Annotated in this window: 18 protein-coding genes and 1 tRNA gene; 12 read left to right on the top strand and 7 right to left on the bottom strand. The window is 38.2% G+C overall.

Going from position 1 to position 21383, the window contains the following annotated elements:
• Positions 1-37: 37 nt before the first annotated feature.
• The 4 genes from IGI79_RS08685 to IGI79_RS08670 all read right to left on the bottom strand — a co-directional run bounded on the left by IGI79_RS08685 (position 38) and on the right by IGI79_RS08670 (position 4378).
• The gene (locus tag IGI79_RS08685) at positions 38-1837 is read right to left on the bottom strand and encodes a glycerophosphoryl diester phosphodiesterase membrane domain-containing protein (RefSeq protein ID WP_175401364.1); all 1800 of its coding nucleotides are present in this window, start codon (positions 1835-1837) and stop codon (positions 38-40) included.
• Positions 1838-1938: 101 nt separating this feature from the next.
• Entirely contained in the window at positions 1939-2535 is a 597-nt protein-coding gene (locus tag IGI79_RS08680; RefSeq protein ID WP_438845858.1) for a TVP38/TMEM64 family protein, read from the bottom strand.
• Positions 2536-2739: 204 nt separating this feature from the next.
• A complete protein-coding gene (locus IGI79_RS08675) occupies positions 2740-3075 on the bottom strand; it encodes a hypothetical protein (protein ID WP_023519896.1) in 336 nt (111 codons plus the stop codon).
• Entirely contained in the window at positions 3044-4378 is a 1335-nt protein-coding gene (locus IGI79_RS08670; protein WP_108145755.1) for a DUF1576 domain-containing protein, read from the bottom strand. Before IGI79_RS08670 ends, IGI79_RS08675 begins: the two co-directional genes overlap by 32 nt.
• A 253-nt stretch (positions 4379-4631) precedes the next feature.
• On the opposite strand from IGI79_RS08670, the gene IGI79_RS08665 reads away from it, so the two are divergent.
• A complete protein-coding gene (locus tag IGI79_RS08665) occupies positions 4632-5198 on the top strand; it encodes a TetR/AcrR family transcriptional regulator (RefSeq protein ID WP_023519894.1) in 567 nt (188 codons plus the stop codon).
• Between the two features lie 330 nt (positions 5199-5528).
• Positions 5529-5616, top strand: a tRNA-Ser gene (locus IGI79_RS08660).
• An 809-nt stretch (positions 5617-6425) separates the two neighbouring features.
• Here IGI79_RS08660 and IGI79_RS08655 read toward each other — a convergent pair.
• Positions 6426-6986: a hypothetical protein gene (locus IGI79_RS08655; protein ID WP_108145756.1), complete on the bottom strand. Its 561-nt coding sequence runs from the start codon at positions 6984-6986 to the stop codon at positions 6426-6428.
• 652 nt (positions 6987-7638) lie between these two features.
• On the opposite strand from IGI79_RS08655, the gene asnB reads away from it, so the two are divergent.
• Positions 7639-9534, top strand: coding sequence for an asparagine synthase (glutamine-hydrolyzing) (gene asnB, locus IGI79_RS08650; protein WP_438845857.1), 1896 nt, complete (start codon positions 7639-7641; stop codon positions 9532-9534).
• 131 nt (positions 9535-9665) lie between these two features.
• Here asnB and IGI79_RS08645 read toward each other — a convergent pair whose 3' ends face one another.
• Positions 9666-10112, bottom strand: coding sequence for a DUF2188 domain-containing protein (locus IGI79_RS08645; RefSeq protein WP_010735127.1), 447 nt, complete (start codon positions 10110-10112; stop codon positions 9666-9668).
• Between the two features lie 217 nt (positions 10113-10329).
• Here IGI79_RS08645 and rpmG point away from each other — a divergent pair, with 217 nt between their 5' ends.
• From rpmG to IGI79_RS08600, 9 genes are all read left to right on the top strand, one after another.
• The gene (gene rpmG / locus IGI79_RS08640) at positions 10330-10494 is read left to right on the top strand and encodes a 50S ribosomal protein L33 (protein ID WP_373865805.1); all 165 of its coding nucleotides are present in this window, start codon (positions 10330-10332) and stop codon (positions 10492-10494) included.
• Positions 10495-10576: 82 nt separating this feature from the next.
• Positions 10577-11068, top strand: coding sequence for a dihydrofolate reductase (locus IGI79_RS08635; protein ID WP_086334834.1), 492 nt, complete (start codon positions 10577-10579; stop codon positions 11066-11068).
• Positions 11069-11206: 138 nt separating this feature from the next.
• Positions 11207-11485 (top strand): helix-turn-helix domain-containing protein, encoded by a 279-nt coding sequence (locus IGI79_RS08630; protein WP_066025821.1) that lies wholly within the window; start codon positions 11207-11209, stop codon positions 11483-11485.
• A complete protein-coding gene (locus tag IGI79_RS08625) occupies positions 11482-12327 on the top strand; it encodes an IS3 family transposase (protein WP_438845672.1) in 846 nt (281 codons plus the stop codon). The genes IGI79_RS08630 and IGI79_RS08625 overlap by 4 nt, the downstream gene beginning before the upstream one ends.
• 299 nt (positions 12328-12626) lie before the next feature.
• Positions 12627-14303 carry a potassium-transporting ATPase subunit KdpA gene (gene kdpA, locus IGI79_RS08620; RefSeq protein ID WP_438845856.1) on the top strand — a complete coding sequence of 559 codons (1677 nt, stop codon included), beginning with the start codon at positions 12627-12629 and terminating at the stop codon, positions 14301-14303.
• Positions 14304-14318: 15 nt separating this feature from the next.
• Positions 14319-16349 (top strand): potassium-transporting ATPase subunit KdpB, encoded by a 2031-nt coding sequence (gene kdpB, locus IGI79_RS08615; protein WP_438845855.1) that lies wholly within the window; start codon positions 14319-14321, stop codon positions 16347-16349.
• A 36-nt stretch (positions 16350-16385) separates the two neighbouring features.
• Positions 16386-16907 (top strand): potassium-transporting ATPase subunit C, encoded by a 522-nt coding sequence (locus IGI79_RS08610; protein WP_438845854.1) that lies wholly within the window; start codon positions 16386-16388, stop codon positions 16905-16907.
• A 27-nt stretch (positions 16908-16934) separates the two neighbouring features.
• Positions 16935-19559 carry a DUF4118 domain-containing protein gene (locus IGI79_RS08605; RefSeq protein WP_438845853.1) on the top strand — a complete coding sequence of 875 codons (2625 nt, stop codon included), beginning with the start codon at positions 16935-16937 and terminating at the stop codon, positions 19557-19559.
• Entirely contained in the window at positions 19537-20220 is a 684-nt protein-coding gene (locus IGI79_RS08600) for a response regulator transcription factor (RefSeq protein ID WP_438845852.1), read from the top strand. Before IGI79_RS08605 ends, IGI79_RS08600 begins: the two co-directional genes overlap by 23 nt.
• Before the next feature lie 153 nt (positions 20221-20373).
• Here the strand turns inward: IGI79_RS08600 and IGI79_RS08595 are convergent, their stop codons facing one another.
• Complete coding sequence (locus tag IGI79_RS08595; RefSeq protein WP_104776573.1) at positions 20374-21330, bottom strand: iron-hydroxamate ABC transporter substrate-binding protein; 957 nt, start codon at positions 21328-21330, stop codon at positions 20374-20376.
• Positions 21331-21383 lie beyond the last annotated feature (53 nt).

Here is a 21383-nt window from a genome sequence, read left to right as displayed (position 1 = left end):
ACTTATCCGGTGGGATAGTGAGCAACACGTTTTTATATTAACCAACACCAAGAACAAAGTTTAATAACTTGTCAGAGTAAGTAATTTCTCCTTCAGAATCTTTGATCGTATCATTCAACGCTTGCATATCATCTGTGATGATACCATCTACACCATAAAACATCATCCGGCTCATATCGTCTGACTCATTGGGTGTCCATACATAGACTTTTTTGCCATCCTGATGGGCAGAATCAATGAAATTACGATTGATCGTACTGTACTCCATGGTCAAGAAATCGGCAGGTGTTACTGGAGGACCAACTAGATTAAAAGGCAAAATGTAGCCAACGTAAAAATTAGGGTTTTCCGCTTTTAAATCTGACACTGTTTGATAAGTCAAACTTTGTAAAATATGTCCATGTGTTAAAATAGTTTCTTCGTATTTTTTAACAAAATTTTTAACTAAATCATCCGAATCTTTTCGAGTCGTTTTGATTTCGATCAATAATTTTTGGTTCAGTTCATTTGCTCGGTTTAAATACGTATCGAATGAAACCAATGGCTCTTTGGCACCATTTTCAGTCACAGTCAATTTTTCCAGTTCTGCTAGAGTTAGGTCTTGCGGTGCTTTATTGACTCCAGTCAAATTTCTTAAATTGAAATCATGCATGACCACGAATTGACCATCTTTGGTTTCTTGGATGTCCATTTCTACATAATCTGGATGGTAATCTTTGCTCGTCTTTTCTAGTGCAGCAATCGTATTTTGTGCGCTGTTTCCTAAGCTAACGCCACGATGGGAAATCGTTAGAGGTTTTGTTTCAGAAGCAGATGTCAGGTAATTCATATTGTAAATACAAACACCAACACCGAAGAAAACAGCAAATAAAGTAAACGCAGTATTTTTTAAAGCTGTGTGTTTTTTGGGCACTTCTTGTGAAGAGAACCAGCTGGGTATATCTGGTAAGAAACCTTCATCATCCATAAAGTCTACAATGACGTAAAAAATTCCGACGGTAGACATCACAATATTGAACAAAAGAACGCCTTGTAAGAGTGTCATGGCAAAAACAGCACTAATCAATGAGTAATCGGAGAAATATTCCTCAACAAAGATCTGACCGGACAAGATCGCCAAGTAACTGATTGTTGAAATCAATAAAATCGTACCACTGATCACTAAAAATTGACCTGAAATCGCAAAAAAACGTGCTTTGGTCAAACGCCAACTCTCACGGATCGCTTCACGAAAAGGGCGATCTCTTAAAATCATTTCAGGTAATGCAAAGATTAAACGAATCCCGATATAACCGAGGAAGACATAGACAAGTAGAAAAGAACTCACGATGATCCAGCGGTTAGTGAAAATAAAATCCATAATAAATGCAGGAATTTTTATTTTAGAAAGTAAGTCCGAATTAAAACTTAATCCGCTGATTGGTAAAATCAAAAAAAAGTAAGCTAAGAAAAATAAAAAAATCATCGGACGAACTTTTTTTATTTGTCGGATGGTCAACTGTAATAATTGCTTCAATGAAATTGGTTCTTGTTTTTTGATGAAATAAACACTCATTAGCAAAAAAGTAAACTCAAAATAGACTAAGAGCAAAATCAACAATAAGACAGCGATCAAGGAGAAGAAAACTCCTGGATGTTGCGAAATCAGTGTGGGGATATTATCCGTTGAAAGATAATCGATCGACCCACGTTGTAAAATCAAGCGTGTCATACTACCAAGCAAAGGCAAACAAATAAACAAAATAAACCCATGCATCAGAACTACATCACGAAAATAAGCTTGTGTTCCTTTCAGGAAGTCCCAAGCATTTCCTAAACTTCGTTTTAAATAAACGATCATTATTATCACCTACTCCTAACATTATAGCGCAAAAAACATAAAAAAGGAGTACTGCAGGAATCTTTCATTGCAGTACTCACAGTGTATCTATTAAGAAATCATCCTAACAAGCCAGTCAGGAAGTTACCACCATAAATCAATGCCATGCTGTACAAAAAGATCGATAAGGGTTTAGCAATCAAAATAATCAACGTGTATTTTTTGACTGAGATATTTGTCAAGCCAGCCATTAAACACAAGGCATCGTCTGGTGCTACTGGTAAGAAGATCGCTAGCGCGAAAAGCTTTTCAAAACGACTTTGGTTTTCTAACCAACCAATATATTTGTCATATGTTTTATCACTGATCATCGACAGGATAAATGGTTTTCCATATTTTCTACCTAATAGGAAAATAATGATCGAACCGATAAAAATACCAACATAATTATAGATAAAGCCAGCGTAAGGACCAAAAATCAGGACACCTGCTGCGGTGCTGATCCCTCCAGGAATGATCGGTATAACGACTTGCAGTATTTGGATCAAGATAAAGATTATCGGTCCTAAAATAATTGAATCACCTACAAGACCTCTTAATGCGTTCAAATCTTTAAAGACGCCTAGATTAATAAAATAAATCGTGAGTGCAATTGAAAAACCAATACCGATGATCGATATAATATTCATTAATTTACGTGATACTGCAACGTTCATCCCTAGTCAACTCCTTCGAGGTTTTCATCTGATAATTGTATTTTACCTGAAAAGCGCAACTGCGCGCCACTATTTCAAGTGAGAAACAACAAACAATTTTGTAAGTTCAAACCAAGTATAGAGGATGAAACAAATTAAAACATCCATCTAGAGTCTTATTTACTTAATTTTATGATCTATAAAAGGATCATGGCTAGTTCACATTTAAATCCGGCGAAAGATCTTGATGTTCAAAATTGGCGAATCATACATGATTTCCACATCATCGATCAGATTCCCAAGTAATCGATAGGATTCTTGGCCATGAGAAGGGGTACCTAGCAACTCGTGGTAATAGATCTCCATACTAGGATCTCTAGGTGTATTCAACAGTGAGGCCAATGTATTCAAATCTTTTGGCGGATTTTTCGTTGTTCCTTGAAATTCGATATATAGTCCTTCATCTGTATATTCTAAGCCAATACGAATCTCATTGATCTCGTGTTCGTAAAAATACGTGAGAAATTCATCAATGATCCTCTTTGATAGTTCTTTTTCCATTTCCATGTGCGTTCTTTCCCTTCCCGGTAAACGTAAAATTTTCTAGGATAGGCACTAGTATACCAGCAATAAATCCCGTTGAAAACCCACTATTATATAGATTCAATCCTCCGTGTAATGTGCTGAGATTATGGACAAGAGTAATATGTAAAAAGCCTGCAATCACTCCATAAACGCCGCCATAAAATCCACTGATCGGGGCAAGCCCTGTACCGAAAATCGCAGCTACGAGCATGGTTGTTTCGGTCATATCATGCATCGTCCCTAATATTGAGGCAATGTAGATACCAATCAAAATCGGAAAACAATTTTTAACATGACTTCCAAATGAGCTGAAACCAGCCACTGAGATGATTCCTCCCACCACTGGTCCATTTAGCACACCACCGATCAGCAGGACGTAAGACATCAATAACAAGCCAACCAAGCCCATATTGATCAAGGTGGCGCCGATACCTGATGTGCCGATGAAATCTGTTGTAAGTTTTCCAGAAGACTCAAAGATTTCACGTAATCCTTTCAATTTGAAGGCATTAAAGAAGAAGCCACAAACAGCGGTTGATAAAAAGAATAAAAAAATGATCCAAGTCAATTCATGGTGGTAATCAGTCGAAAGAATCGAATGCACTTCGATCGAATAACTAAATTGCCGAAGGATACCTGTCACCAACATAGCAATCAAACCTGAAGTAAATCCAATATTATAAAGTGTAAAACCACGATGAAAGGTCAGAGTCTGAACAGCTAGGATCGGCAATAAAAAGCCAACGATCAAACCGGCTAAATTACCTAGGAAAGCACCTTGAAGGATTGGTAAACCCATCCCGAATGTAATATAGCTGACAACAGGGGAGAGTGCACTACCAAATAAGCCAATCATTACATATTGAGAAAACGGTTTGTGCATAAAATAGGCATATAAATAAACACCGAGGATGATGGAGATGGAATTGTATAGATTTTTCCCAAAGAATGAAAAACCTGCGACAGTCAATATGGAAGCAAACATTGCACCATTCAACATGACTTTATGGCGATAGGCGAGTAACACAGAAGAGAGTGTAAGTAAGCCTACATTCATAAATGCGCTTCCAAATCCACCTAAAGCAATATAGTCGGTCAAAAGATTACTGGGGGAGGTCATGATGACCATTAATCCCACGAGGTTATTTGATAAAGAATCGCTAAGCAATCCAATAATCAAAAAAAACACGCCTGTAAAAATAAGGTAAAAATAGTTTTTCCTTTGAGAAATGATTCTTTTTTTAGGATGAATATAAATAACGTCACTTTTATTCTTCATTACACACCTTCTTTTCCTTTTTATTTAACTATAACTTGAAAGAAAACTTTAGGTCAACTTAAATTCAACACAAAATCAAAAATTGTAAGGGGAAACAAATTACGCAAAAAAATATTTAGAAAATTGAGAAAATCAATAAAAAACACATATATGCTTTAAAATATAACAATTTAGGTATATTATTTGCAAAAATTGATCAATATCGGTTAAAATAAAAGAACAGAGACTGTAGCATGAAGTGGGGGAGTTTATTATGAGAAGAAAAGTCTATACGAAGGATCAAATTCTGAAAGCTGCATATGAAGTTGTTGCTAAAGAAGGATTTAAAGGTTTCACTGCACGAAATATCGCGAAGAAGATGGGGATATCTACCCAACCGATTTATTTAGAGTTCAAAAATATGGAAGATTTAAAAAATACGCTATTAGATGTCATCTTCCAACAGTTAGAAGAAGAAGTGTTTCCTGTAGAGCGTACAGGCGATAAAATCATCGATTTAGGATTGAATTATATTTATTTCGCTAAGAAAAACCATAGCCTTTATATGGCTTTATATATCGATGAGCATGGAAATGGTCAAAAGATGCATGATTTTTCTTATAATTATTTCCGCAAGTTATTAAAAGAGGACGCCCGCTATAAAGATTTATCGGAAGAGTATATTGATGCGCTTCATACTGGTACTTGGGTAACCATCACTGGTATTGCTTCATTGATGTCTTCTAGTATTATGCATCCGACAGAAGAGCAAATCATTTCGATCATCAAAACGACGGTCGATTCTGTACTTGCAATTGAAAACCCAGAAAAAATACGTTAATTACAACAGCATGAGGTCGAGACAGAAGTGTTTAGCCTCTAGAAATAAGACGCCATCCACGAAAAATGTTCTTCAAATTTTTGTGGATGGCGCCTTATTTTTCGAAGAGGTTACTTCTACTGTTAACGCCGTTTCTTCGTTTTTTGGTGGTGCGAGAAGACGAATGTCCCGTAAGCTATTTTATTCCAATCCTGTAATTTGAAAAGTGTTTTCAAATTTAAACATAACAGTTATGGTATTTAAATGACCAGTTTACAAAACAAATAAGATGAACTGGAGTGCATAATACCTCTTGACATTTGTAGAAAAAAGATTAAAAATAGTAGGCATGGAAGGTTGGCAGAGTGGTAATGCACCGGACTCGAAATCCGGCGAGCCGCAGTAATGTGGTGCACGGGTTCAAATCCCGTACCTTCCTTATATACCAACGTTTAGACACGATTTAGGTCGTGTCTTTTTTGTTGTATTTTTATCTTAAATTATTTTTTGACTCCCCTTTTGGTACTCCTTTTATAAATTTACATACTCATCTCATGTGATTTGTAAATTTACAAACACGATCTATTTTATGTATAAAGAAATTTCTCTATAAAAAGAAACAAGGGACAGCCTAGCTATCCCTTGAAAGTCAACCGTTATGGCAGTCTTTGCAACAGTAGCGACATCCATCGAAACTTTTGGATGTGTGGGTTGTGCTTGCTTTATGTAGGGCTTCTTCACATGTAGAAAATACGCCAATAAAAAGTGCATCCTCTGGACAATGCGTACATGAGATCACGTGGACTTCGTGATTTCCTCGCGCATCTGTTTTTTTGTTAAAATAATAAATTGCCATCTATATCTACCATCCTGATTTATTTCAACGTCTTGCTCGTTGATACTTAAATTATACGGGAAGGTTGAATGAACATGAGGATTATTTTTTCGCTATGATGGAAGAGGTTGTTTTAAAATACTCTTGCAATAAAAAGGATGTAAAAAAAATTCTTATAAAAATAGTGATTGCCAATTTTGATTTTTTTATGATTGAATCTCAAGTTCTTGCTGTTTGTTCCTAGTAATGGGGCAATCATTAGCTTCCTATCCTGAGCAATAAAAAATTTTATTTACAAGAAGATAAGCGCAGAAATCTAAACGACGGTGTAGTCTTTTTTGGTTTATGCGCTTGTTTTCTTGTATTCAAGTAATCTGTTCTCTATTTTAGATAGATTTTCTATTTATCTGAAATCAACTAATATAGCCATGATTTTTTAAGGATTTTTGATGTTCGCAAGGTGTTCCAACGATTGTAAAAGGAGTTATTTTAGTTGTCGTCGTTTGGCCATTCCATTCATAGGCGTAATTTCTACCGTTCCAATTCGTGTCGCAAGCGAAGCAGTGATATTCTACCTCTATTCTTCCAGTTGCGTCTTCTGCTTGAATCCAGCCGATAGACTGAGCGGTGCCGTTCGTGATATTCGCTTGATTTAAATCCCAATCATAAGGATCTGAGCTAAAGGCGCTCAATGGTGTAGCAGGTGTATTTAATGCCTTTTCCAAAATTGGATCTTGGGTTTGTCCTTGTGTAGGTGTTTGATTTACCAGCTGTTGATCATTTGGGCTTGTTGTTTCTGTTGTGGTTAATGAACGTTCGGTACTTTTTGTCTGTGAAGTATTCGTGCCTTCTTGAATTGTCGTGTTTTGGATTTCTGGTGCAAATAACGGGAATAGCATGATACCTAATATAAATGCCCCAATGATAGTTGTTACCCCTAACAATATCCCTAATAGTACTTTTCCGATTTTCATGTTCATCCTTCCTAACTTTAAAATAAAATATGTTCTTAAATTGAGCATCTCCGAAATTCGTTTTTTCGTCAAGTGATTTGATAGCAGGTTATAGTTATTGTATATTGATTTTTATTTCTTGAAATTTACCTATTCTGCAAAGTGAAGCAGGTAGTACAAAGAGATACTCAGTTATTTTCAAATGAAATAAGAGGTGAATAAAAAGTTTTTTTATATATTGTGCTGAGTAATTCTCACTTCTACCAAACAGAATATCTTACTTTTTTTCTCGCATGATGATTTTCTTACATGCCGACGTAAAAGACAGTGATGGATAAAAGGTCTCCTATCAAAGCGCAAACAAAGAAGATTTTAGACTGAAATAAAAAATGAAATCGCTTGTTATTTTGAAGATATATGTCTACAAAAATCTCCCTATTTATGAATAACATGAAATATTTGTAAACTATAGGAGAATCCAGTAGCTTCCTAGGATAAAACATGTTAAATTAATTGTTGAGTCTACTTTTTTTAAAGATAGAGATTTTTCATTTTATTTGTTTTCATGTGACGAAATTGTAAGAGTGAAAATCATTCATTCTGAATGCCTTCCTGTGATAAGATTCATGTGGACATAATAATGGAAAAGTAATTTTAGTAGGATGTGAAATAAATGTGCGGAATCGTAGGATTTGTTAATAACAAAGATAATAAAAAAGCAATCATCAATGACATGATGGATCGCATCATTCACCGCGGACCGAATAGTTCAGGTGAATACATTGATCGTGATGTAGCTTTGGGTTTTAGACGTCTAAGTATTATTGACTTAGAAGGGGGCACACAGCCCATTTACAATGAAGACCAAACAAAAATCATTATTTTTAATGGAGAAATCTACAACTATCAACCACTTAGAAAAGAATTGATCGATGCAGGTCATATTTTCAAAACCCATGCAGATACAGAAGTTTTATTACATGGCTATGAAGAATGGGGAACTGAGTTATTGCAAAAAGTACGTGGGATGTTTGCTTTTGCGATTTGGGATAATGAGAAAAAAGAATTATTCGGTGCAAGAGACCATTTTGGGATCAAACCATATTATTATGCTGAAATGAACGGAACTTTGATGTTTGGTTCTGAAATCAAGAGTTTTTTACCACATCCAGATTTCAATAAAGAATTGAATCGGGAAGCATTGAAACCATATATGACGTTCCAATATTCTCCTTTGAATGGGGAAACATTCTTTAAAGGCGTCTATCGTTTACCAGAAGGTCATTATTTCACTTACAAAGATGGCCACATGGATATCCAACAGTATTGGGATGCGAACTTTGAAGAAAAAGGCACACAAAGCCGTCAAGAATGGATTGATCAAATTGATGAAACTGTGAAAGCATCGATCGAAGCACACACGATCAGTGATGTGGAAGTTGGCTCGTTCTTATCAAGTGGGGTCGATTCAAGTTATGTGACTTCTGTTTTGAAACCAGACCATTCATTCTCAATAGGCTTTGATGATAAAACTTATAATGAAGCAATCGAGGCGCGTAAATTAACAGAAATGCTTGATTTGGATAATACCGCAGCTGTCATTGATGGAGACATGTCCTTTAAGGCTTTCCCTTTGATTCAATACCATTTAGATGAACCAGATTCTAATCCATCTTGTGTACCGTTGTATTTCTTAGCGAATCTTGCGGCACAAAGTGTACGAGTCGTTCAATCTGGCGAAGGGGCAGATGAATTATTTGCTGGCTATCAATCATATGGCTTTCACACAAATTCAAAATTTATCCGAGTGATTGCTCAAGGATTGAAAAAATTACCGAAAGGCACTCGCTATAACTTAGGTAGAAAAATCGGTAAGATGCGTAATTTCCATGGTAGGATCCATCTATATGAATCATTAGCGCCTGCCAAAGAATATTTTATCGGACATGCACGGATCTTTGAAGAAAACGAAGCGGCCAACCTGTTGACGCCAGAATTTCAACAAGCCCCAACAGTCAAAGAAATCATGGCAGAACATTATGCGAAAACGGAAGGAATCCAAGACGAAATCAACAAGATGCAATATGTTGACTTACACCAATGGATGCCAAAAGATATTTTGTTAAAAGCCGATAAACTTTCAATGGCAAGTTCACTGGAAGTGCGGGTACCACTTCTTGATATCGAAGTAATGAAATTAGCGCAACAAATCCCAAGTAAGTATTTATTGAATCAAAACAATACGAAAGATGTCTTTAGACAAGCTGCGAACAAGCATCTGCCTGAAGAATGGTCAAATCGTGTAAAACTTGGTTTCCCTGTACCGATCAAAGCTTGGCTGAAAGAAGAACATGGCTATCACCAAGTAAAAGAATTATTTGAAGCTGATTTTGCGAAAGAGTTCTTTGATCAAGCGAAAATCATCCAATTACTTGATGACCATCATGAAGGTAGAAGTGAAGAACAACGTAAGATTTGGACGATTTTCAGTTTCTTGACGTGGTACAAAGTTTATTTTGTGGATGAAACGATTCCTCAAGCTGAACCGATCCAATATGTAACAGTTTAGACGATCCAACGATGTTTCTATTGAACGCAAAAACGAAGAGTGCCGATCCATAATGGGTAGACTCTTCGTTTTTTTTTTTGCCGTAAATCGGAATGAGTTGATTTTTTATTCAAAGAGACGATAATATACAATCAGTAATGGACTTCTCGCTCGAATGTGCCATCTTTTTTATAGATCATTAAGGATGTTTCTTTATTACGAGCTACTTCTTTTCCTTTTTCAATGGCATCTTCTTTATGATCGAAGTGATTGCTTGCTTTTTCAGCGCCTTTAGAGCGAACGATCCAATGATCTTCTTCGAATTTGACTTCGACTGTGGCGTCTAATAATTTAGCTGCTCGCGGATTGCTATCATGCTTGTCATTTTTTTGTGGATTTTTCTCTTTTGAGAAAGCTTTCTTCTCTTTCTCATCTGCACTTTCCACCCATTCTTTGGCTTGACTGATTGCGATCGGGATTGCTCGATCATCAGGGTAACCTTCATCTAAAAGAGCATTGCCGATATCGATTGCTTTCTTTTTGGTCAACTCTTCCAAGTTCTTCATGGCTGGTGGGAAATCTTTCATATTCCAAGGCATAGTTAACTCCTCCTAAAAGAATAATTGATTTTACTACTATAACAAGTGTAATCTCAACTTGGTAAAAAGAAAAATCATCTGTTTCAATTTTTCCTGAGCTTGTTTTTTGCTCGTCAAGTAGAACTACTTAACAAAATCGTCAAAAAGGCTAGCAATCTGATAAAAATCATGGTAAGATAATCAAGTCTGAGAGTCATCTTAGAGGATTCTAGTATAAATGGGAGGGAAAATCATGCGCGTAAACATTACTTTAGAGTGTACTTCTTGTAAAGAACGTAACTACCTAACTAACAAAAACAAACGTAACAATCCTGATCGTTTGGAAAAGCAAAAATATTGCCCACGCGAACGTAAAGTTACTTTGCACCGCGAAACAAAATAATATGTCTAAAAAAGTTTGGGTCTGTACCCAAGCTTTTTTATTTTTAGTATAATCAAGTAGTAGATGAAAGGAGCGAGTCAAAATGTTTATTTCCATGTGGGCCCAAGACAAGAATGGATTGATCGGTAAAGATGGGTTATTGCCTTGGCGTTTGCCAAATGATATGCGTTTTTTCAGAGAACATACGGTGGATCGTTTATTAGTGATGGGGCGTAAAACATACGAAGGCATGGGCGACCTATCTCTTCCTTATCGCCACATCATCGTGTTGACTACCCAAGAAGATTTTGAGGTCAAAGAAAATGCAGAAGTCATGCATTCGATCGATGAATTATTGGCTTTTGCTGAGACTGTTTCAGAAGATATTTATGTTTCTGGTGGAAGTCGGATCTTTCAAGAATTATTGCCCCAGACTGGGATTATTTGGCGAACACTGATCGATGGTGAGTTTGATGGAGATACGTATATTGGAGAGATCGACTTTAGTGATTTTGAACTAGCAGAAGAACATATCGGTATCACGGATCAAGAAAACCATTATGCGCATCGCTTCCAAAAATGGGTAAGAAAGTAAGTTCTGATCATTGATGTATAAAATGAATGAGTGGAAGAAATAAAGAGAGATGTTCAAGATGGAAGTGACACTATAATAAGATACAATTAAAAAAGAGCACCTCAAATTTAGTAAAATAAATTTGGAGGTGTTTTTATCATGACAAAACATAATTATTATCCCAAAGAATTAAAGATTCAGATTGTTAAACGTTTGCTGGCAGGTGAATCAGCTACTGCGCTTCGAACAGAGTTCCATATCCCTAGTACTGGAACCATTTTTACTTGGAAAAAATGGTATCTTACTAATAATTTAAAAAGGCTTGATTCTTCTTCTGGTCGTCCTAGAAAAGAACAACTGACAGTCTTACAAGAACTAGAAGAAAAGAACAAGGAACTGTCCCTCTTAAAAAAATTTTTCTCTCAGGAAAGGTGGTGACATTAGAAAACATCGTTCACTTTATTAACCAGCATACCAATGAATTGTCAATTGTACGCTTGACGGAGTTATTTGGTATCTCAAGAAGTACCTATTATCGCAATCGGAATCGAGAGTTTTCTGCACTCACTTCAATTGAAAAACGTGTTCATCAGTTAGTTGTGGCAAACCATTTCTTATTTGGTTATCGAAAAATCCATGCTTTATTGAATCGAGAAATGTTTGTAGGTATTAATAAGGTTGCACGAATTATGAAAAAATACGGATGGAATTGCCTTGCTAAAGTAAAAAAACGTAAACATGCTGGGAAAATACACAAAACCTTTGATAACCTTATCCAAAAGAATTGGACGACAAACCAACCAATGGAAAAACTAACCACAGATATTACTTACTTGCCCTTTGGCAAATCCATGTTATATCTTTCTACCATTATGGACACCTTCAATAGTGAAATTGTTGCTTATCAATTGTCTGAACAAGCGGATACTCAGTTAGTCGTAGACACATTTAATCAATTAAAACATTTAAAAGAAACAACTATTTTGCATAGCGACCAAGGATCAACTTACACTTCGAAGGTATTCTGCGAACTTGTTAAACAAAAAAACGTTATCCAAAGTATGTCCCGTAAAGGAACACCTTCAGATAACGCTCCGATAGAATCGTTTCATTCCTCACTAAAGTCTGAAACGTTCTACATTTCAAAAGAACCAATAGGCTCTAATAATAGAGTAATCGAAATTGTCGAAAATTACATCTATTTTTGGAACAATCAACGAATTTTAGCCAAATTAGGCTATAATTCTCCAATTGACTATCGAATGAAAGGAACAAATTGAGTTGCTCTTTTTATTTTGTATCAAAAAATAGTTGCACTTCCGATCATGGGAGCATCTTTTTTTTGTCTTTTTTATAGAGAAACAGCTAAGTCAAGCGAGGGTTGCTCCTTAAGATTTAGCTGTTTTTTTGTGTTGTATAAAGAACATATAAAGAAATTTCTTGAATATTAACACTATCTTTATAGTCCTCTGTCTATGATGAAAACAAAGGAGAGGAAGAAAATGATCTTATTTTTAGGTTGTATCAGTATTATGTTGTTAGCTTATCTATTCTGGTTTTTATTTAAGGGGGAAGAGCAATGATGAGTGCAGTATTTCAAGGATTGTTTTTCTTTTTTATTCTACTTGTTTTAGCCGCACCTCTTGGGTGGTACATCAAGTTGATCATGACAGGGGAAACACCAAAATATGTACGTTTCATCCAACCAATCGAACGCTTTTTTTATCAATTGATTGGTCCTGAGAGTCAAAAGAAAATGACGGCGAAGCGCTATTTAGCGCATGTGTTGGGTGTTGGAATCTGTTCTTTGCTATTTTTAACCGGATTATTGATGGTCCAAGGTTGGCTTCCTGGCAATAATGGCGTGGAAAATCTGTCATTTGATTTAGCCGTGAATACAGCTGTTAGTTTTGTGACAAATACCAACTGGCAAGCTTACGCAGGAGAAGTGACACTGTCGAATACGACACAAATGCTTGGCTTGACTGTTCAAAATTTCTTGTCAGCAGCTGTAGGTTTAGCGGTTCTTTGTGCATTGATCCGCGGCATCATCCAAAGGAAATCAAGCCAACTGGGCAATTTTTGGCAAGATCTAGTACGCAGTTTGCTTTACATTTTTTTACCACTTTCATTAATTACTGCTGTACTTCTGATTTCCCAAGGCGTGGTTCAAACGTTTAGTCATGGGCTGTCTTACACTGGTCTATCTGGAGAATCTTTATGGTTGTATCTAGGACCTGTGGCCAGTCAAGTAGCCATCAAACAATTAGGAACCAATGGTGGTGGATTTTTTGGTGCAAATTCCGCGCATCCATTTGAGAATCCGACGATCTTTTCTAATTTCATCGAGAATCTCGCCATCTTGTTGATACCTACTGCATTGATTTTTGCTTTTGGCTATTGGGTCAAAGAATGGAAACAAGGTCGAACGATTTTGATCGTTTCGTTTGTTTTTCTTTTTGCAGCTTTTGTAGGTGTAGCAATTAGTGAATATCATGGGCCCGCTTTTACGGATGTACTGGGTTCACTGAATATGGAAGGAAAAGAAGTACGTTTTGGTGTGGGTTGGTCAAGTTTATGGGCTGTTAGCACAACAGCGGCATCGAATGGATCAGTCAATGCGATGTTGGACAGTTTTACGCCTCTCGGTGGTGGTATTCCGCTTTTCTTGATGCAATTAGGGGAGATCATCTTTGGAGGTGTGGGTAGTGGATTATATGGTATGTTGGCATTTCTACTACTGACGGTTTTTATCGCTGGGCTACTTGTCGGGCGTACGCCAGAATATTTAGGCAAGAAAATCGAGGCTTTCGATATCAAGATGGCTAGTTTAGTGATTTTGACGCCAGTATTATTGACGTTGTTTGGTACGATGGCAGTTTCACTGCATCCTGCTGTTTTAACTTGGTTGACCAATAAAGGGCCTCATGGATTTAGTGAGTTGCTTTATAATGTGACTTCTCTAGCAAATAATAACGGGAGTGCATTTGGTGGGTTGACGGCAGATACACCGTTTCTAAATCTTTTAGGAAGTGTCTTGATGTTGTGCTCTCGCTACATTCCGATCGTTGCTATTTTGTTCTTGGCTGAAAACATGGGAAGGAAGAAAACGATCGCGATCAATGATGGAACACTTTCAACAACGAATGGCACATTCATCTCCATGTTGATGATCGTTATCCTTGTTGTCGGAGCATTGAGCTTTTTACCAGCGTTGGCATTAGGTCCGATCGCTGATCATTTTACCTTAAGTTAGAAGGAGTAAAATCAAATGAAAACTATTTATGTATGGGCAATCAAAGAAGCCTTTGTCAAATTAGACCCAAGACAACAAATCAAAAACCCAGTGATGTTCATGGTCTACATCGGAGCGATCTTAGCGACGATTCTTTGTTTTGAACAAACAACGGTGCCTTTATGGTTTACTATAACGATCACCTGTTTGTTATGGATCACTTTGTTGTTTGCAAATTTTGCCGAAGCAGTGGCAGAAGGTCGCGGAAAAGCGCAGGCAAATAGCTTGAAGCAGGCAAAAAAAGAAGTAGTCACTTATAAGATCAATCGCTTAGAAGACATTGAAAACCAAGAATTTATTGAGATCAAATCTTCTGATCTCAAAAAGGGGGATCTGATTTACGTAGTATCGGGTCAACAAATTCCGGCGGATGGTGATGTAATCGAAGGAGCTGCTTCAGTGGACGAAAGTGCCATTACAGGGGAATCAGCGCCAGTGATCCGTGAATCAGGGGGCGATCGAAGTGCCGTTACTGGTGGGACGACGGTGGTTTCTGATTACTTGGTGATCCGTGTGACATCCGAAAATGGACACTCCTTTTTAGATCAAATGATTTCAATGGTGGAAGGGACACAACGAAAGAAAACCCCGAATGAGATCGGGTTACAAATCTTTTTGATCACGTTAACGATCATCTTTTTAGCGGTCTCTGTTAGTTTAGTTCCTTTTACCGAATTCAGTAGTCAGCTGTCAGGTAAAGGGGCGCCGATTGCGACGATCGTTGTCATTGCTTTATTCGTATGTTTAGCGCCAACGACGATCGGTGCATTGATTTCATCGATCGGAATTGCTGGAATGAGTCGATTAACGAAAGAAAACGTGATTGCAATGAGTGGTCGTGCCATCGAAGCAGCGGGAGATGTTGATGTATTACTGTTAGATAAAACAGGAACGATTACTTTAGGAAATCGTCGGGCAAGTGAGTTTTTACCGGTCAATGGCGTCACAGAACAACAATTAGCGGATGCAGCACAACTTTCATCTTTGGCAGATGAGACGGCAGAAGGCCGCAGTATTGTCATTTTAGCTAAAGAAAAATTTGCTTTGCGGGAACGTATTTTTGAAAAATCCGAAGTGAAGTTCATTGATTTTAGTGCGCAAACCCGCATGAGCGGCATGGATTATCGTGGCGATCAGATTCGTAAAGGTGCCGCAGATACGATCAAGAAATATGTGCAGGCACGTGGTGGACAATATCCAGAAGAATGTGATCACATCGTTGCAAAAGTTGCCCAAGCTGGCGGAACTCCTTTGGTGGTTGTAAAAAATGATCAAGTGATGGGGGTCATTTATCTCAAAGATATTGTAAAAAATGGCGTACAGGAAAACTTCGCAGATATGCGTAAAATGGGGATCAAAACTATCATGATCACAGGAGATAATCCTTTGACAGCAGCGGCGATTGCGGCTGAGGCGGGGGTCGACGACTTTCTTGCAGAAGCAACACCTGAAAATAAAATGGATCTTATTCGTGACTATCAAGAAAAAGGCCATCTTGTAGCAATGACAGGGGATGGAACGAATGATGCGCCAGCATTAGCACAAGCGGATGTGGCAGTGGCGATGAATACAGGGACACAAGCAGCAAAAGAAGCGGGCAATATGATCGATTTAGATTCTAGTCCAACGAAGCTATTGAAGGTCGTACGTATCGGTAAACAATTATTGATGACTAGAGGTGCTTTGACCACGTTTAGTATTGCAAATGACGTCGCAAAATATTTTGCTGTGATTCCAGTCTTGTTTTATGGGATCTATCCCGAATTGGCCCAATTGAATATCATGGCATTAGGTAGTCCTCTTACGGCGATTTTATCGGCTGTTATCTATAATGCAGTGATTATTGTCGCATTGATTCCTTTAGCGTTAAAAGGAGTCAAGTATACAGAAAAACCTGCCAGTCAGATTTTGCGGCATAATCTATTGGTCTATGGATTAGGTGGTTTAATTGCCCCATTCATATTCATCAAACTGATCGATCTCGCTTTGAGCTTTTTCTTAATATAAAAAGAAAGACATTTTGCAGAAAGAAGGAATTCACCTATGAAAAAGATCCTTAGAGCACAGCTTAGTTTTTTATTCCTCAGCATCCTACTCCTTGGTTGGTTATACACCGTCGCTGTTACTGGTATCGGTCAACTTTTCTTTGCCCATCAAGCCAATGGTAGTCAGGAAGTCGGTTCAGGGAAGGTGGTCGGCTCTTCGTTGATTGGACAATCCTTTCAACAGGCAGCTTATTTTAATGGAAGAGGGCAAGACGTGACCCAACTTTCACCAACCTCATCGGAGCAAAAGAAATTAGTAGAAGATAAAACGAAATTGACACAACAAAGCAATCAAACTACGGAGATTCCAATCGATTTAGTCACAAACTCTGCAAGCGGTGTTGATCCGCATATCAGTGTGGCAGCCGCAGAAAGTCAAGTCTCTCGTATCGCTAAAGAGCGGGGAGAAGACGTTGCCAAGATTCGTGCTATAATACAGGAAAAAGCACAAAAAGATTGGTTTTCAGATCGAATGTTTGTCAACGTGCTTGAATTGAATCTGTCACTTGATAACATGTAGGTGGCAGAGGGGTTAGGAGAAACAAAGATGGAAAGACAGGATGTTTCAGAAATGTTACACCAGCGTGAAAAAAGCCGAGGTCGTCTACGGGTGTATTTTGGTTTCGCGGCGGGAGTCGGCAAGACGTATGCAATGCTGGCAGAAGCACAAGAGCTGAGCGTACTAGGTAAAGACATTGTGGTAGGCTACATCGAACCTCATGATCGCCCGGATACGAACCAATTATTAGAAGGATTACCACAGATTCCTTTAAAAGAAGTGACGTATAAGGGGCTGACTTTGAGTGAACCTAATATCGATGCTATTATCAAACGTCAGCCAGAAATCGTTTTGATCGATGAATTAGCCCATAGTAATGCGCCAGGATCAAGAAATCGCAAGCGATATCAAGATATCGAAGAATTATTGAATGCAGGAATCAATGTCCATACGACGATCAACGTCCAACATATTGAAAGCTTGAATGATATCGTTGAAGAAGTGACTGGGATCGAAGTAAAAGAAACGGTTCCGGATACGTTTTTCCAACAGGCGACATTGAAGGTCATCGATGTGGAACCAGATGAATTGATCGATCGTTTAGCGCAAGGGAAAATCTATGCTGATGAAAATGCAAAACGCGCCTTGCAGCACTTCTTTATTCCTAAAAAATTGGAACAGTTACGAGGTCTAGCGATCCAACGGGCTTCGGATCATATCAATCGTGTGATCGGTAAAACAAATGGTGTCCAAAGTAAATTGATCACGATCGTTCAAGATGCTTTCCCTAAAATGGCTGAGAAAAGTATTCGGTGGACTGCTCGGTTAGCTCAAGGCTTGGGGGCAGAATGGATCGTGCTATACATTCGTTCCGATGATCGTTTACAAGGGACGAATGACTTAGCGGAGAAACTTGGCGCAGAAGTCGTGGTGATCGAGGAGGATCATTCATTTGAAACGATCGTCGAATATGCTAAACTGGTCGGCGCAACCGATTTGATCATCGGTAAAAATTTGGCGAAACCGTGGACGGAGCGATTGTTTTCAGAAGAGCTGGATGTACGACTGCTCAAACGATTGCCAGAAACTGAACTTCACTTGATTCCTTATAAAGAAAAACGTTTAACCATCCTTTCCCATTCCAAGAAACTAGTGGAAGGGGGAGGAAAAGATTTTGCGATTTCATTGATCTGTGTGTTCGTAGCAACGCTCTTGACTGAAGTGATGCAGTATCTTCACTTTGGAGAACAAAACTTGATGTTGGTGTACATTTTCTTTATCTTACTTGTTGCCCGTTTGACCTCTGGCTATTTTTGGAGCGCATTATCTTCTATTTTAAGTGTCTTAGCTTTCAACTGGTTTTTTGTCGAGCCGCTGTATTCCTTGACCGTATATAAACAAGGTTATCCGATTACTTTAGTCATCATGCTGATCGTTGCACTGATGATCAGTAATTTGATGGTTCGTCTGAAAAAACAGGCTGTCCATGCCAGAGAAAAAGAACAACAGATGGAAATTCTGTATGAACTGAACAAGCAGTTTGTTTTAGCAGAAGACCAGCAACAAATCGTTGAATTATCTGCCACTTATTTAGGTAGACTATTGGATCGGGAAGTGATTTTCTTTGATAAACATGCCATCAAGCTAAGCCAATATACACCAAAAGATGCCCCATTTTTACTCGATCATCCAGAAGAAGCAGCAGTAGCTTATTGGACGGCTAAAAATCAAAAAGACTCAGGTTATGGAACGGATACATTAAGTGGCGCAAAAGGTTTTTATTTACCGATTGTCGCAAATGGTAAGACGTTAGCTGTTTTAGGGATTCGTCGCAGCCGCGGGCTTCCAATAGAGGATAGCCAATTGAACTATTTACGATTAGTGTTGACTCAGCTTGCTGTTATCTTAGAGCAAACAGAGCTTAAGAATGAAAAAGAACAAATTGAGTTAGAAAATGAACGTGAAAAAGTTCGCAGTAATTTATTACGTGCGATCTCCCATGATTTGCGTACGCCATTGACTGCGATTTCTGGGATTGCAGAAACACTCTTGCAAACAGATGAAGAGCTGAAACAAGCAACGCGCCAAAAATTGCTGACCGATATCCAGACAGAATCCCAATGGTTGATTCGCATGGTGGAGAATCTGTTGTCGATCACACGGATCAATATGGACACGATGCAAGTGAAAAAAACAACAGAACCGATTGAGGAAATCATCGAAGCAGTCTATGAACATGTCACAAAAGTTTATCCTGACAAGGAACTATTGGTTCATTTACCGACAGCGGTTTTATTTGTCGAAGTTGACCCTATCTTGATTGAGCAAGCGATGTTCAATCTGGTGGAAAATGCGTTTCGTCATGGATCGACACAAGGGCAAGTAGAAGTCAGCGTGTTTCAAGAGGGACAACAGGTCATTTGTGAAGTGAAGAATGATGGTGAAATCTCATTGAAGCAATATGAAAAAATCCAGATGAATCTATCCAATGAAGAAGAAGTACCAATCGATTCAAAAAATGGTCTTGGCATTGGATTAAGTATTGTCAAAACCATCATCCATGCCCATAATGGGAAATTAGAGATGGCTGTATCAGAAGGGAAAACAGTGGTTCGTATCTATTTGAACAAGAGTGAGGAGGTGACGTTACATGAGGAAAGTACTATTGATTGAAGATGACCCAACGATCACTGATTTTATGGAAGTCGTGATGGCAAAAGAACATTATCACGTTACGATTGCCACAACAGGCATGGAAGCTTTGCATGTGTTCCAAGAAGATTCCTTTGACTTGATTTTGCTCGATTTAGGTTTGCCAGACATTGATGGTATCGAATTATTAAAAATCATTCGTAAACGACTGGCTACACCGTTGATCGTGATCTCAGCGCGAAACAACGAGCATGAAAAAGTCAAAGCCCTCGATCTCGGTGCTGATGATTACGTCACTAAACCTTTTGGGATGAATGAATTACTTGCTAGGATCAGAACCGCTTTTCGTCATCGTAAACAAGAGGAATTACCTTCAGTCATCACCAATGGTGAATTGACTTTGGACACAGAAAGCCAGCTGTTAACCAAAGCAGGAGAACCGATCCATCTCACTAAGAATGAATATCGCATTTTGCTCGTATTATTCCAACACCTTGGAAAGGTCGTCACTTATCGCGTATTAACATCAGAAGTTTGGGGGCCTTATGGAACAGATTCCCAAGTGTTGCGAGTGAATATGTCAAACATTCGGAAAAAAATCGAGAAAAATACCATTCGTCCAGAATATTTGATCACTGAGATCGGAGTTGGCTATCGGTTACGTGATTACCGAAATTCTTAGTAAGCGACAAACAAATTGAATATCGAAAAAAACGACAATCACCGAAGAATTTTACCTCTTGGTGATTGTCGTTTTTCGATGTGCTGTTTACCAGCTAGCACATGGAACACTTCTTTTATTTACAGCGCAAGCCAAATTGTGGTTTTCACGTTTTTACTTTAGCTCGCCTTTGATATCATCGATCATTTGACGACTAGCGATTGGTCCATTATATAACCAGCTAGAAGTTGGACCAAATTCGAACACTTGACCCGCTTTGACTGCTTTCAGATTTTGCCAAGTGGGTTCGTTGAACATCGCTGCTTGTTCATCACTATTGACTAAGATGATATAGTCTGCATCTAATTCAGCTAATTTTTCTGATGAAACAGCAGACCAATCAGAGGTTGCTTCTTTTGATACTTCTTCCACTAAAGGTGGGACACCGAATTGTAGATCTTCATAAACGATGCGACCACTTGAACGATTCTGGCTGACCATAAAGGCAGAGTTGTTCGTGACCCATAAGACGGCCGCTGTTTTCCCATCGATCTGATCACTCAATTCTTCTCGTGTTTCTTTCGCGTAATCTTGATAATCTTGAATGATTTCCTCTGCTTTGTCCTCTTTATTCAATACTTTGCCAATGTCTTGCAACTGTTCTTCCCATGTGACATCGGTACCATTTTTAACAACATAGGTTGGAGCAATTTTACTATATTGCTCGTATTTGCCGCCTTCAACAGTGGCTGAAGAAGAAATCAATAATAAATCAGGTTCAAAACTTAACACATTTTCATAGGGTAGATCATAGGAGATAGTTGGGACATCTTTCAGATCATCTTGTAAATAATCTTGGATCGAACCACTGCCGACTGTCCATTGAGCAACCGGGGTTTCACCTAACGCAACAAGATAATCCTCTAAATAACTGCCGATGATCCGCTTCGGTTGGTTAGGTATTTCAACTGAATGTCCTAATGTATCTGTCAAGGTATGCGTACCATTATCGGCAGTAGTCGATGAGGCGGTTGTCTCTTCGGTTGTAGATGAGCCTGGCGAGCAAGCACTCAGTAATCCCACCAAAAGTAATGCACTAGAGATTGTGAATAGTTTATTTTTAAGTCTCATGTCTTTCCTCCAAACGTAATTGAGAATGTTTCTCAATTGCTATTATTCCCCAA

This window comes from Enterococcus sp. AZ084 (genome assembly GCF_051714905.1).
In the GTDB taxonomy this organism is placed as follows: Bacteria; Bacillota; Bacilli; order Lactobacillales; family Enterococcaceae; genus Enterococcus_B; species Enterococcus_B pernyi.
The sequence above is the reverse complement of the archived record's forward strand: the minus strand, read 5'-3'. Positions and strand labels throughout refer to the sequence as shown.